The sequence below is a fragment of the Streptomyces sp. NPDC029836 genome (assembly GCF_055574495.1).
Genome location: NZ_JBVHZI010000001.1, coordinates 386,179 through 400,347, shown reverse-complemented (window position 1 = coordinate 400,347; position 14,169 = coordinate 386,179). Strand labels below are relative to the sequence as shown.

Annotated in this window: 8 protein-coding genes; 4 read left to right on the top strand and 4 right to left on the bottom strand. The window is 74.7% G+C overall.

The window, feature by feature from the left end; genetic code table 11:
• Positions 1-35 precede the first annotated feature (35 nt).
• From ACZ4XJ_RS01930 to ACZ4XJ_RS01915, 4 genes are all read right to left on the bottom strand, one after another.
• A complete protein-coding gene (locus ACZ4XJ_RS01930; protein ID WP_468494938.1) occupies positions 36-2,003 on the bottom strand; it encodes a TOMM precursor leader peptide-binding protein in 1,968 nt (655 codons plus the stop codon).
• Positions 1,993-4,194 carry a TOMM precursor leader peptide-binding protein gene (locus ACZ4XJ_RS01925; protein WP_362880019.1) on the bottom strand — a complete coding sequence of 734 codons (2,202 nt, stop codon included), beginning with the start codon at positions 4,192-4,194 and terminating at the stop codon, positions 1,993-1,995. The genes ACZ4XJ_RS01930 and ACZ4XJ_RS01925 overlap by 11 nt, the downstream gene beginning before the upstream one ends.
• Positions 4,195-4,304: 110 nt before the next feature.
• Positions 4,305-6,035, bottom strand: a complete 1,731-nt coding sequence (locus ACZ4XJ_RS01920) for an AfsR/SARP family transcriptional regulator (protein WP_468494937.1) — start codon at positions 6,033-6,035, stop codon at positions 4,305-4,307.
• 428 nt (positions 6,036-6,463) lie between these two features.
• The gene (locus ACZ4XJ_RS01915; RefSeq protein ID WP_362880016.1) at positions 6,464-7,084 is read right to left on the bottom strand and encodes an L-threonylcarbamoyladenylate synthase; all 621 of its coding nucleotides are present in this window, start codon (positions 7,082-7,084) and stop codon (positions 6,464-6,466) included.
• A 376-nt stretch (positions 7,085-7,460) separates the two neighbouring features.
• Between ACZ4XJ_RS01915 and ACZ4XJ_RS01910 the strand changes: the two genes are divergently transcribed.
• The 4 genes from ACZ4XJ_RS01910 to ACZ4XJ_RS01895 all read left to right on the top strand — a co-directional run bounded on the left by ACZ4XJ_RS01910 (position 7,461) and on the right by ACZ4XJ_RS01895 (position 14,129).
• On the top strand, positions 7,461-8,909 hold the full coding sequence (locus tag ACZ4XJ_RS01910; protein WP_468494936.1) for a L,D-transpeptidase: 1,449 nt from the start codon (positions 7,461-7,463) through the stop codon (positions 8,907-8,909).
• Positions 8,910-9,063: 154 nt separating this feature from the next.
• Positions 9,064-10,437 (top strand): MFS transporter, encoded by a 1,374-nt coding sequence (locus ACZ4XJ_RS01905; RefSeq protein WP_468494935.1) that lies wholly within the window; start codon positions 9,064-9,066, stop codon positions 10,435-10,437.
• Positions 10,434-11,645 (top strand): anhydro-N-acetylmuramic acid kinase, encoded by a 1,212-nt coding sequence (locus tag ACZ4XJ_RS01900; protein WP_468494934.1) that lies wholly within the window; start codon positions 10,434-10,436, stop codon positions 11,643-11,645. Before ACZ4XJ_RS01905 ends, ACZ4XJ_RS01900 begins: the two co-directional genes overlap by 4 nt.
• A 399-nt stretch (positions 11,646-12,044) precedes the next feature.
• Positions 12,045-14,129, top strand: coding sequence for a SpoIIE family protein phosphatase (locus ACZ4XJ_RS01895; RefSeq protein WP_468494933.1), 2,085 nt, complete (start codon positions 12,045-12,047; stop codon positions 14,127-14,129).
• Positions 14,130-14,169 lie beyond the last annotated feature (40 nt).

Below are 14,169 nucleotides of genomic sequence, written 5' to 3'. Positions count from 1 at the left end.
CTCCTCGGTTCATGTCGGACACGACGGCTGCCGGGTCAGGGGAAGGGGTGCGGGGCGGGGTTCAGGTCGGCGGGCTCCAGGTCCCGCTCGCGCAGTCCCGCCTCGCGCAGCGCGGTCCGCAGCCTCGGCATGCCGAGCGCCCGCTGCCGCGACCAACCGAAGTCGATCGGCAGCAGACCCGGTACCAGCACGCTCACCGTGTGCAGCCCCAACGCCCGCTGCTCCGGCAGCGTCTGGTCGACCACGACCACGTCGAACCCCTTGGCGGCGACGGCCTCCACGCACCGCTCCAGGTCCTCCCGGACGTCGGGCGCCACACCCCCCGGAGCGGCCAGCGCCGACACGGGCCGCAGCGGGGCACCCGTCCCGCCGCGCAGCAGGAAGTCCGCGTGCGCGCCCATCTCCGGCACCCCGTACACCAGCGGGTGGTCGTGCAACGCCGTCACCAGATCGAAGTCGGCGGCCATGGCCCGCAGCCGGGCCTCGTCCCGCTCGGTGCGCCCGGCCAGGTTCACGGCGTCCGTCGCGATCTCGCACAGCGCCGAGTCCAGCGCCGACTCCGGGTCCAGCCCGGCGCCCGCCCCGAAGCACATCCGGCCCGGGCCGCCGTCGAACCGTTCCGCCACCGCGGTCACCACCGGTATCGGGAAGCTGATCCGGGTGTCGAAGAACCGCGCCCGGTACCCGTACAGCGCGAGCCGGTCGACCATGGCCCGGGTCGACGCCCGGGTACTGGTCGCCGGGTCGATCTCCGGCAGGGGCTGGCGCCCGTACCAGGCGAGCAGGAAGGCGTCGCGTTCGACGACCTCCATCAGCCCGAAATAGCAGGCCTCGGCCGTGCTCCCGCCCGAGGCGCACCCGTTGGAGCTCTCCTGGACGAAGCGGTTCTCCAGGCCCGGCGCGTGGTAGTACGTCAGCACCTCCGGCACCAGGCGCGGCTCCCGGTCGCGCAGCGACCACCCCCACACCCACGGGATCGTCCGGTCCGGGTCGAAGGGACGCACCCTAGGGTTGTCCCGGTGGAACGCGTCGCTGTACAGCCCCACCTGGCGCGGGTCGACCGCCGAGGCCCCGAACTCCCGCAAGGATCCGCTCACGCTGGTCGTACGGGACCGCGCGCGCATGCCCGCGTACCGCTCCAGCCCCTCCAGCACCCCGACGCGCGCGCTGCGGTCGAAGGTGTCCGTGTGGCCGCCCCAGAACGTCTCGCGCAGGTACTCGCCCGAGCGCATCGAGAAGCAACCGATGGTCGCGGAGGTGGACGTCGAGGAGACGTCCTGCACCAGCGAGGGCCCCAGGGCCCCGCACAGCGGGTTCGCGAACGCCGCGACCTCGATGTCGTACGCCTCCACCGGCCGGGTACGGAACGCCCCCGGCCGGTACTTGGGCGCGGGCTCCGGCGCGAAGGCGGTGGGCACGTCCACCGTGGGCGCGCCGCACCCCGGGCACTCGGGGTCGGGCACCAGCGGGTAGCGCCGGACGGCGCCGTCGCGCAGGTCCAGCAACCGCACCTCGGGGAACACCCCGCGATCCGGACCGGGGCCGCCGGCGGCGTTCCGGTCGGCCACCACCAGCGCGACCAGCGCGGCCAGCGCGTCGGCGGCGAAGGCGTGCGCGTACGGCCACTCGCCCGCCGGCCGGGTCCCGCCGCCCAACTCCAGGGCGTCGCGCAGCGCGACGGACCGCACCGCCTGCCAACGGCGCTCCAGACACCGCGCGCACCCGGGGCCGCCCGCTGCCGGCAGTGGCCCGACCACGGCCTGGTGGCCGTACAGGCTCACCGGCACGCCGCCGTCGCCCGCTCCGTCGCCCGCTCCGGCCGCCGGCGCCGGGGCGGCGAAGGCGTTGCGCAGGCCCAGCACCGACAGGACGACCGACGGGCCCTCCAAGGCCGACAGGGACCGCTCCAGCAGGGCCGTGAACCGTTGCGCGGCGCCCGCCCCGAGCCCGTCGGCGACCGCGGCCCCGACCCGCACCGGCGGGCGGCCGCCGTTACGCGTCATCGCCCGGCTCCCGCACCGCCGCGAGCAGCACCCGCACCGTGTGGACGCCGGCGCCCGCCGTCTCCGGCGAGCCCGTCACCGCGACGTACGCGTCGAGCCCGGCGGCGGCGAGCCGCTCCAGCACCCCGTCCCAGGAGCGCGCAGGCTCCGCCGCCAGGGCGCCGGCCGACCCCGATACCGCCAGGGCCCGCGCGTCGAGGTCGCTCACCAGCGGGTCCCCGGTGTCGACGGGAAGGCCGCCGCGGGCGTCGTCCGCCTCGTACTGCGCCACACCCAGCAGCTCCCGCAGGGCGGCGACGGCCGCCGAGCGCCGGTCCAGGCCCTCACCGAGCGCCCAGCGCGCACCCGACCGGGCCAGCAGCACCTCGACCCCGCTGCGCGCCCCCTCGCCGAGGTCCAGCAGCTCCGGTTCCATCCCCAGCCGGTCCGCCGACCGTACGAGGAAGCCGAGTTCCGCGTCCTCGCCCGCCGGGTCCGGCAGTGGCACCAGGGCGGCCGCGGCGCCCCGTACCGCCCTCAGCAGCGCGGCGTGACCCAGCGCCGACAACAGGCCCGCCGCCGCGGCGTCGGCGGGGGTCGGTCCCGCGCCCGCCCCGGCCCGGGTGCGCTCGAAGAGCCGCTCCGCGTTGTGCGGTCCGAACGGCCGCACCGCGCCCGCCGGAACCAGTACGGACTCCTTCGTCAGCAGCGAGAACACCCGCTGGAGCGCCCCGGCCGAGCCGGGGATCCCGGTGGACGTGGTGAGCGCCGAGGGGGCCACGGCGGGCCCGTCCGCACCGTCGGTGACGAGGTCCCGCGCGGGCACCACGTGCTCGGCGTAGACCAGGGCCGCCGCGTCCAGGGCGCGCATCCGGGCCCCGGCCACGTGGTGGATGTCGAAGGCGGCCACGGAGCGCGGCCCGGCGTGCCCGATGCCCAGCTCCACCACTGCGAGCTTGAGCGGGATCTGCGTCAGCTCCTCGTCCGCGTACCGGGTGAACACCCCGGCGAGCGGCCGCACCAGGGCGGAACGCCGGTTCAGTTCCGCGACGAGGGCGTCCGCGTCGCGGGCCGTCTCCAGGGTCGGCAGCGCCGGCGTGTCCGTGGCGCCGGCTGCGGCCAGGTCGATCGGAGCGGCCGGTTCGGCCTCCGCGCAGAAGGGGCAGCGGGGGTGTGGGAACAGGGGCTCGGCCGTCACGTCCAGCGAAGCCGTGTCCTGGACGAGGAGCCGTCCGGCGGTCTCGGCGGGCAGCGCGCCCGACGTCGCGCGGAAGACCTCGTACCCGAGCAGGTTGCCGAGCATCGCGGCCAGCGGCCGCCCCGGCACCGGACCGGCCGGCGGCGCCGCGTCCGGGAGCGCCAGCGAGCTCCACAGGTCGGCCGCGCCCGTACCGCCGCGTGCCGCGCCGAGGCGCAGCGCCGCGCAGGCCCAGCAGCCGGTGGTGCCCGGCGTCATCAGCGGGCCGACGACGCAGTCGTCGCCGTACGACCAGGCCGGGAGCAGGGTGCGGCCCTCGGGTATGCCGGCGCGCAGCAGCGGGAGGAGCCGTCGTGGAGCGGTCGTCCCGCCGGTCACCACGACGAAGTCGTAGCCCTCCAACCGGTCCCAGTCGAGCGGGCCCCGTACGTCGGGCAGGGTACGGACGTTCACCGGGGCGCCGTCGGCGCGGGCCTCCTCGGCCTCGGCGAGGATCTCGGCCGGCTCCAGGGCGGGCATCAGGCCGATCTCGGCGCAGCCGTTGCGGACCAGGCTCAGGGCGCACCAGCGGGCGACCGCGTCCTCGCCGAGGACGGCCACGCGGGTGCCGCGGAAGCGCAGGAAGCGGGCCTCGGCGTCATCGGCGTAGTGGTCGGCGTAGGCGATCTGCGGCGCGAACCGGCGCGCGACGTCCGGCTCCGCGGCGGCGGCCCGCGCCGCCGGCTCCGGTTCCGCGACCGATCTGGCGAAGTCCCGCTCGTACAGGGTCTTGACGAGGTCGCCGACCATCGCGCGCTGGGGTTCGCCCAGCCCCTGGCAGAGCTCGGCGACGGAGTGCTCGCCGGTCAGGTGCGGGACGATCAGTGTGGCGAAGCGGTACGCCGTTTTGGCGTTGAGGCGGAACCCGCCGTCGGAATTGTGGAACAGCACACCCTCGGGGGTCTGCGTGAAGAGCACGTCCCGACGGATCCGGGGCCGGGACGTGGCGACGGCTTCGTAGCTGGCTTCAGACATGGAACACCTCTGTTTGCGGTCTGGTGGGACGGTGGTGCGAGGTGGGAAATGCCGTGGAAAGGGTGTGCGGGAGCGGCGCCCGGCGTACGGAGAAGGGCACGGGGGGTCGGTCAGCGGGCCGTGGGTACCGCGGCCGCGCCGTCGCGTTCGCGGGCCAACCACCGCGCGTAGACCCGCAGGAAGGCATGGATCCGGTACGGCTGGCCGGGCGGGCCGTCCTCCAGCAGTCCCGCCTCCACCAACTGTTCGAGCACGGAACCCGACCCGGCGGCGCAGACGCCGGTTCCCGGGTCGAGCGAGCCGAACCGCAGGAAGGTTTCGCGGAGTTCGGGCGCCAGGGTGCTGAGTGCCTGCCCGAAGACCTCCGGTACGGAGAGCCGGGGATCCTCGGCGAGCGCCAGCCGCTCGGGGGTGTCCTGCGACAGCCATGCCGCGCAGTCCGCGACGGACAGCCCGGGACGGGTGAGCAGTCGACCCGCGGCGATCCGCAGCGCCAGCGGGAAGTACCCGCAGACGGAAGCCAGTTCGCGGGCGCCGTGTTCCTCGGCGGCGATCCGTTCGGGCCCGACCAGGCCGGCGAGCAGTCCGTGCGCCTCGGACGGGCCGAGGACGTCGAGCCGGTGGACGGCGCCGCCGTGCGTGGCGACGACCGCCGCGAGCCCGCGCCTGCTGGTCACGAGCACGGACGCGTCACCGGAAGCGGGCAACAGGGGCAACACCTGCCCCGCGCCGGTGGCGTTGTCGAGGATCAGCAGCCGGCGCCCGTCACCGGGCTCGGGCAGCAGCCCCCGGGCCTCCTCCGCCGAGACGCCGTTTCCCTCGGGCCCGCCCAGGTCGACGCTGAACACCCCGCCGGGGAAGGCGTCCTGGACCTGGTGCGCGCACTGGTGGGCCAGCGCCGACTTGCCGATCCCGGGAGCGCCGGAGACCACGAGCAGCCGGGGTCCGTCGGCGTCGGTCAGACGCAGCGCCATCGTCCGCAGGTCCGTCGCCCGTCCGGCGAAGCCGGGGACCGGCGGGAGGCCGCCGTGCCCGGGGCTGCGTACGGGGGGCGGCGCGGGCGGCGTCGCCGCCGGCGCCTGCTCCTCGGGGCGCGGTGGCCCCAGTTCCTCGGAGCGCAGGATCGCCAGCTCCAGGCGCCGCAGGCCGGGCCCGGGGTCGACCCCGAGCTCGTCGCGGAGCCGGTCGCGCACCGCGCGGTACTCGGCCAGCGCCTCCGCCTGCCGGCCGGTGCGGTACAGGGCCTCGATGAGCTGCTCGGTGAACCGTTCCCGTACGGGGTGCCGGCGACCGCTCTCGTAGAGGTCGACCAGGACCTGGTGGCAGTTCCCGGCGGCCAGTTCGAGGTCACCTATCCGCTCCAGGACGCGCAAGCGTTCCTGTTCCAGCGCGGGCACCGCGTCCCGCTGGAGCATGCGCGAGGCCACGTTGGCCAAGGGCTGACCCTGCCAGAGCGAGAGGGATTCCCTGAGCCGGTACAGCTCCTCGTCGGTGCCGGCGGCGGCCCGGGCCTTCGCGGCCAGTAAGCGGAAGAGCACGAGGTCGAGGGTCCCGGTGTCGTTGTGCATGCGGTAACCACCGGGCACGGCCTCGATGGTGGTCGCGGATATGCCGTATTTCGCGAATAGCCTCCGCAACCGCAGCACACAGGTCTGCAGGGCAGCTCGCGCCGTGGCGGGCGGTTCCTCGTCCCATACCGCGCGGAGCAGATAGTCGGTGGAAACGACCGTACCGGGATGAAGGAGGAGCGCGGCCAGCAAACTGGTCGGCTTGGACGGTTTGAGGACTACAGTCTCGGGGCCGTGCGCGATGCTCAGGGGCCCCAATAGCTGGAACCGCATGATGGTCCCCCGTGTCGGGTCACGTAAGTGTCTGTGGAGCGTGGCGGGGGGTGGTGGTCGCCGAGCCCCGCCCCCGACACGCTCCGGAAATAGTCCGGACCAGCGCATGGGACTGCCCGCCGCCCCCCGTTGGACGGTGAATGACTGGAACACTACATAACGGATCTTGTGAAAGTCGAGTCGGGGGCCGGCTCAATTCGGACGCCGTATACGGACTTCCCCCCTCGGTAACCTCGACGCCTCACCGGGTTACTGTCGATGCACCAAGACTGTTCATGCATAAACGAGTTCCGATGGCCGGATCGCTTGAGTTCCAATGGAGCGAATTTGCCCCGGCCATAGGTCCGGGCAACCGGATTGAGGTACTCCGGTCGGCGGATTCCGGTCCCGGAACCGGAATCCGCCCTGATGGGGACGGGAGGCGCCGGCTACTCGAATCGCGCCGTGTCGCCCGCGCCGTGGCGCACGATCTCGGCCTCGCCGCTCGAAAAGTCGATCACGGTGGTGGGGCGGGTACCGCAGTCGCCCGAGTCGAGGACCGCGTCCACTTCGTGGTCGAGCCGCTCCTTGATCTCCCATCCCTGCGTCATCGGCTCCTCCTCGTCCGGCAGCAGCAGCGTGCTGGAAACCAGCGGCTCGTCGAGTTCCGCGAGCAGCGTCTGCGTCACGAGGTGATCGGGGATGCGGACCCCGACGGTCTTCTTCTTCGGGTGCAGCAGCTGGCGCGGCACCTCGGAGGTCGCCCGGAGGATGAAGGTGTAGGGGCCGGGCGTGGCCGCCTTGATGGCGCGGAAGACGTCGTTGTCCATCTGCGCGAACTGACCCAACTGCGCGAAGTTCTGGCACATGAGGGTGAAGTGGTGTCGGTCGTCGAGATCACGGATGGACCGGATCCGGCCGAGGGCCTCCCGGTTGCCCAGCCGGCATCCGAGAGCGAAACAGGAGTCGGTCGGGTACGCGATGAGCGCCCCGGAACGGATGCTGTCGGCCACGCTGCTGATGGTGCGCCGCTGAGGATTCTCGGGGTGCACGTCGAAGTACTTCGCCATCCGCCGAGCCTACGGGACCGGAACCTTGCGTTCGGCCGCCTGCGTTCGGGGGCCGGAGGGCGCTCCCGGCGGGCGGGTAACGGAACTCCGCCGGGCCTCGAAACGGACCTCTGCCGGGCCCTGTCGGCAACCCCCGGCAGGGCCCTGCCGGCGACCCCGATGGGGCCCGACCCGTGCCCCCGGCCGACCGGACGCCGCCCCGGCCGCTCCCGGGAGGGGGCCGCGCCGGCACGCATCCGCCGCTCCGCAAGCGGAAGTGCTCCGTCCGGGTTCACTTCGGGAACCCGTTCGGCCCCAGGACCGAGTTTGTGATCATCGTTTTGGCTCCCGATCGTTTTGATGCTGCCATCCGGCGTACGAGATCTGGGAGGCCTGCGTGGCGATGCCGCGGACGAAGCGGACGAGGGCCTGGAGCGTCGTGGCCGCCGTGACGGGCGCCGTGCTGGTCGTGGCGGCGGCACCCGACCGGGGCCCCGGGGCGGGCAGCCCGCAACGGGGGGCCGGCGCGCCCCCGGAGGCGGCCGTGACCCTGTTGGTCTCCCGCGCGCTCGACGTGGGCCGCCGGACCGGGACCGGCGGGCCGCGGTGCGCCGCCGGGACGTTCCGGGCGGGCCTGTGCGGTGCCTGGCGAGAACAGCGGGTGCTGGCGACCGCCCGGGGCGCGGGGGCCGTCCTGCGCGGCCCGTACGCGGTCGCGGGGGACGTCCTGCCGACCGACGCCGACGGCCCGCTGGAGATCGCCGCCGAGTCCTCGGGGCGCCTCACCGACGTCACCGTCCACGACGCCCACGGCCGCCACCTGGCCGGCGCACTGGAACCCGGCGCCGGACGCTGGCGCAACACCGAACCGCTGCGGGCGGGCGAGCGCTACACCGTGCGCGTCGGCGCCCAGGACGGATCCGGCGCACCGGTCGCCGCGACCATGGCGTTCCGGACCGCGCCGCCCGCCCCCGCCGCCGACGGCCCCCTGACCGCGGACCTCGGACCCCGGGCCGGCACGTACGGCGCGGGCGAGATCGTCACGGCCGAACTCAGCCGACCGGTGCCCGCCGAGGACGCCCGGGCGCGCACCCGGGTGGAGCAGTCCCTCCAGGTGACGTCGAGGCCGCACGTCGAGGGCGCCTGGCACTGGGTCGACGACTCGACGCTCCACTTCCGCCCCCGCGCCTACTGGCCCGCCCACACCGTGGTCCGCGTCCGCAGCGGACTCGACGGGGTCGAACTCGGCGACCAGGGGTACGGCGGACCGTCGGACCCCGTCGAGTTCACCGTCGGCGACCGCATCGAGGCGGTCACCGACTCCGCCGCACACGAGATGACCGTACGCCGCAACGGACGGGTCATCAGGACGATCCCCGTCACCACCGGCAAGGCCGGCTTCCTGACGCGCAGCGGCATCAAGGTCGTCCTGGGCAAGGAACGCAAGGTCCGCATGCGCGGGGACTCCGTCGGGATCGGACGCGGCACCAAGGAGTTCTACGACCTGCCCGTCCACTACGCGACCCGGGTGACCTGGAGCGGCGAGTACGTCCACGCCGCGCCCTGGTCCGTCGAGGCGCAGGGGGAGGAGAACGTCAGCCACGGCTGTACGGGCATGAGCACCGAGGACGCCGCCTGGTTCTTCGACACCGTGCGCGAGGGCGACATCGTCGAGGTCGTCAACAGCGGCGGTGACGCCATGCCCCCCTTCAGCAACGGCGTCGGCGACTGGAACCTGGACTGGCGCACGTGGCTGTCGGGCAGCGCCCTCGCCGCCGGCCCGGCCGGGTCACCCGCCGAGGCCGGTGATCCGCTCGGCGCCTCCCGGCTCCACCCGATGACGTAGGCCGTTCCCCTTCGCCGGCCGGGGGCCGATGTGCTGAACCGGACGGCGCCGGCCGGGGCCGATGTGCTGAACCGGACGGCGCCGGCCGGGGCCGATGTGCTGAACCACACGGCCCCCAGGCATCCCCGCCCCGCACACCGGGCACCCACCACCGATGACCCCCCTCCACCTGCGCGGCCCCGCGCCGCTGGCCGTCACCCACCCGCGCCGCGCCCTGCTCGCGGGCTCGGCGGGCAACTTCGTCGAGTGGTACGAGTTCGGCGTCTACGGCTGCTTCGCCACGGTCATCGCCGCCCGGTTCTTCACCCCGGACACCGCGACGGGTCCGGCCGGGGCCGGACCCCTGCTGGCCACCTACGCCTCCTTCGCGGTGGCCTTCTTCTTCCGGCCCGTCGGAGCCCTGCTGTTCGGCCGGCTCGGGGACCGCGTCGGCCGCCGCCCGACCCTCATCCTCGTCGTCTGCCTCATGACCGCCGCCACCACCCTGATCGGCCTGCTGCCCACCCGGGCCACCGCCGGCGAACTGGCGCCCTGGCTGCTCACGCTGCTGCGCGCCCTGCAAGGCCTCTCCGCCGGCGGGGAGTTCGGCGGCGCGGTCGCCCTGATGACCGAGAGCGCACCCCCAGGACGACGCGGCCGCCACGGCGCGTGGCAGTCCTTCACGGTCGCCCTCGGCCTGCTCGCCGGCGCCGGCACGGCCGCCGCGATCGCCGGCGTGCTGACCCAACAGGCCCTCTACGACTGGGGCTGGCGGATCCCGTTCCTGCTGGCCCTGCCGCTCGGCGCGGTCGCGCTGTGGCTGCGCACCGGCCTGACGGAACCCGCCGGCGCGCACCGGCTCGAAGGACTCCCCGGCACAACCCCCGAAACCCCGCCGGCCCGGCCGGCGCCGGACCCCGGGACGGTCGGCGCGGGCCCGGTCGCACCGACCCCGCCCGCCACGGCCCGTACCGTCGTGCTCGGCATCGGGCGGATCATGGGGTGGTCGGCGGCCGGGTACACCTTCCTCGTGGTGCTCCCCTCCTACCTCCAGGCCACCCTCGGCGCGTCCTTCCAGGAGGCCCTGATCGCCACCACCGTCGCCAACCTCGGCTTCGCCGCCGCCATCCTCCCCGCCGGCATCCTGAGCGACCGCGTCGGCCGCCGGCCCGTCATGCTCTGCGGCGCCCTGTGCGTCACGCTGCTCGCCCTGCCGCTCCTGCACCTGCTCCAGGACCCCGCCGCCTCGGCCCCGGCCAAGGCGGCGGGGCTGCTCGGGGCGGGCGCCGCGGTAGGACTGCTCGCCGGACCCGGGCCGGCGATGCTCGCGGAGATGTTCCCCGCCTCGGTGCGCTGCACGGGGCTCGGACTCGCCTACGCCCTCGCCAACGCCGTGTTCTCCGGCTGCGCCGGCCTCGTCGTCACGGCCCTGATCGCGGCGACGGGCAACACCGACGTCCCCGCCCACTACGCCGCCGGTGCCTGCGCCCTCAGCGCCGTCGCCCTGGCGAGCCTGCGCCCCGACGACCACCTGCGACCCCTGCGATGAGGGTCGTCGGCCTGATGTCGGGCACCTCCCACGACGCGATCGACGCCGCGGCCGCGGACCTCACGTTCGCCGACGGCGGCGAGACCCTGAGCCTGGTGCCGCTCGGCATGATCAGCGCGCCGTACGAGGACTCCCTGCGCGCCGCGCTCACCGCGGCCCTGCCGCCCGCGCCCACCACCCTCGCCGACGTGTGCGTGCTCGACACCCGCATCGGACAGGCCTTCGCGGAGCTCGCCGTCCGGGCCGACCGTGAACTGTGCGCAGATCGGGCTGAGTTGATTGCCTCGCACGGGCAGACCGTCTACCACTGGGCATCCGGCGGCGTCGTCCACGGCACGCTCCAGCTCGGCCGGCCCGCCTGGATCGCCGAGGCCACCGGCTGCCCCGTCGTCGCCGACTTCCGCCCCGGCGACGTCGCGGCGGGCGGCCAGGGCGCGCCCCTGGTCAGCCTCGTCGACCTGATGCTGTTGCGCGGCCGTCCCGGCGTGCCGGCGGCCCTGAACGTCGGCGGGATCGCCAACGTCACCGCCCTGCCGACCGCCGGCCCGCCCCTGGCCTTCGACATCGGCCCGGGCAACGCGCTGTTGGACGCCGCCGTACGCCGACTCCGGCCGGACGGACCGGGATACGACGAGGGCGGCGCCCTGGCCGCCGCCGGACGGGTCCACGAACCGCTCCTGAGCCGGCTGCTGGCGGAGCCGTACTACGGGCTGCCCGCGCCCCGGACGACCGGCAAGGAGCTGTTCCACCCCGGGTACCTGGACGCGGCCCTGGCCGGGTTCGACGGACTCGCCCCGCAGGACGTCCTCGCCACCCTCACCCGGCTCACCGCGCGGACCGTCGCGGACGCGTTGGGCCCCCTCGGCGTCACCGAGGTCTTCGCCTCCGGCGGCGGTACGTGCAACCCGACCCTGATGTCCGCACTGCGGGAGGAACTGCCGTCCCGTACCGCCCTGTTGGATTCGGAGCTGCTGGGTCTGCCCGCCGGGGCCAAGGAGGCGTACGCGTTCGCCGTCCTCGGCTTCATGGCCTTCCACGGGCTGCCCGGCAACGCCCCCGCCTGCACCGGCGCCCGTGGCCCGCGGATCCTCGGCTCGCTCACCCCGGGCAGGCGCCCGCTGCACCTGCCGGCGCGGCCGTCCCGTGCGCCGCTCTCCCTCGTGGTCGCCCCGACGACCGGCCCCGCAGGGCGGGCCGACCGCGGGTGATGCTCCGTCATGTCACACGATTGGCATGATCCTTGGGGGGAGCGCGACATGCCGGTGGACGACGATCCACCCGTGGGCCCGGGGCCCGTCAGTGCGCCGGCGTCGCCGTCCCCCTCCCCGACGGCCCGACCGGGACGCAGGTGAACCAGGTCCCCTGCCGGTCGTCAACGGCAACAGCGGCCGGCGCCCGGCGGTCCGGGAGGCGAGCACCGGGGCCGCGGCCGCCACCCTCCGGCTCCCGTGCGACGGTCGCGCGGATCGGGAGCGGCGCGTCGCCCGCTGCACGATGCCGCGCCGCTTTCGAACGTACGTGCGTATCTCCGGGCGGCCCCGCCTCGCCGGAACCGGCGGCCGTCCGCATAGTGAGTGGAGGAACCGGCAGGTGGAAGGGGACGTCTCGTGCCAGCGGTACGGCCGGAGGGCGAGCAGGCGCAGGGCCCCTTCCCGTCCGAGCCCGGAACCCTGCTCGAACACGTGTCCGTCGCCGTCTTCGGCATCGACGAGGACGGACACGTCTGCCACTGGGGACCCGGGGCCCGCGACCTCTTCGGCCACGAGGCCGCCGAGGTCCTCACCCGCCCCGCCGGCCTGCTCCTGGCCGCGGGCCCCGAGGAGGCCGCCCGCCTGACCGAGCGGGCCAGGCACGAGGGCTACTGGCGGGGACGGCTCACCGCCCGGCACCGCGACGGTACGGACTTCGCGTGCGGCTTCCGGGTGTTCCCGCTCACCGGCGCCACCGGCCGCTCGGAGGTCCTCGCCCTCGCGAGCCGCAGCGAGGAGCTCGACCGGGTCAAAACGAACCTGGCCTTCCTCGACGCCCTCTTCATGACCTGCCCCGTCGGCCTGGTCATGCTCGACGAGAACCTCCGCTACGCCCACCTGAACCAGGCGCTCGCCGACATGGACGGCCTGCCCGTCGCGGAACACCTCGGGCGCGGCATCGAGGAGGTCATGCTCGTGTCCGACGCCGCCGAGTTCCGGCGGATGCTCCACGGGGTGGCCGACGACGGCGTGCCCGTCATCGGGGCGCTCACGGCCCTGCGGCCCCTGGGCCGACCGGACCAGGACCAGGTCCGGTCGGTGAGCTTCTTCCCCCTGACCGGGGCGGTCGGCACCCGCCCCGGCCTCGGCGGCCTGATCATGGACGTCACCGACCGGGAGCGGGCCATCCTGGAAGCCGCCGCCGGCCGCCGCAGACTCGCCCTGCTGGACCGCGCCTCCACCCGCATCGGCACCACCCTGGACGTCGGGCGCACCGCCGCGGAACTGGTCGAGGTGGCGATGCCCGAATTCTGCGACGGCGCCGTCGTCGAGATCGTGGAATGGATGGACGACAACGAACTCTTCGATCCCGCCCTTCCGCTGCTCACCCGGCGCATCGCCTTCGGCACGGTCCTGCCACCGCCCGCCGACGAACTCGTGGGCGGCGTGGAGCGGGTGCGGTACCCGCCCGGCTCCGCCGTCCACGACATGCTGCGCACCGGCCGACCCGTCTCCTCCGTCGTGGACGAGGCGTTCCTGGCCCGCACCGTCGTCATCGAGGAACGCGCCCGCCTCATCGCCGACAGCGGCATCGCCTGCGTCCTCGTCGCCCCCCTCATCGCCCGGGGCACCGTCCAGGGCATCGCCCTGTTCGGGCGCTCCGCCCACCGGCCCGCCTTCACCGAGGACGACCTCGCTCTGGCCGGGGAACTCGCGTCGCGCGCCGCGATCTGCCTGGACAACGCCCGCCTCTACAGCAGGGTCCAGGACATCTCCCTCACCCTCCAGCGCGCCCTGCTGCCCAGCGCGCAGGCCACCAGCCCCTACGCGGACGTCGCGCACCGTTACCTGCCCGGGGGCCGCATGACGGAGGTCGGCGGCGACTGGTACGACGTGATCGAGCTGCCCGACCACCGGATCGCCCTCGTGGTCGGCGACGTGATGGGCCACGGGATCCCGGCGGCCGCGGCCATGGGTCGGCTCCGGATCACCACGAAGGCCCTCGCCCGGCACGAGGTCGAACCGGCGGCGATGCTCGGCGAACTCGACGCGCTCGCGCGGGAGGCGGGCATCGAGTTGGCGACCTGCCTCTACCTCGTCTACGACGCCACGACCGGCCGGGCCCGGATCGCCGGGGCCGGCCACCCGCCGCTCCTGATCCGCCACCCCGACGGCACGGTGCGCACCTTCGGGGAGGGGCTCGGCGTGCCGCTCGGCGTCGGTGGGTTCCCGTTCCGCACGGCGGAGATCGAACTGCCCGAGCACGCCGTCCTCGCCCTGTACACCGACGGGCTCATCGAGTCGCGCGGACGCGACATCGAGGCCGGGCTCGACGCGCTGCGCGCCGAACTGGGCCGCCCGGCCGGTCCGGCGGACCCGCTGGAGGCGATGGCCGACCGCGTCCTGGCGAGCCTCCTGCCGGACCCGCCCGCCGACGACACGGTCCTCGTCCTGGCCCGCGTCCACCGCGTCCCCCGAACGTCCCCGCAAGCCTTCCCGTGACGTGCGCTCGCGCGGCGCCTCCAGCGGGTCCAGGGTGGAA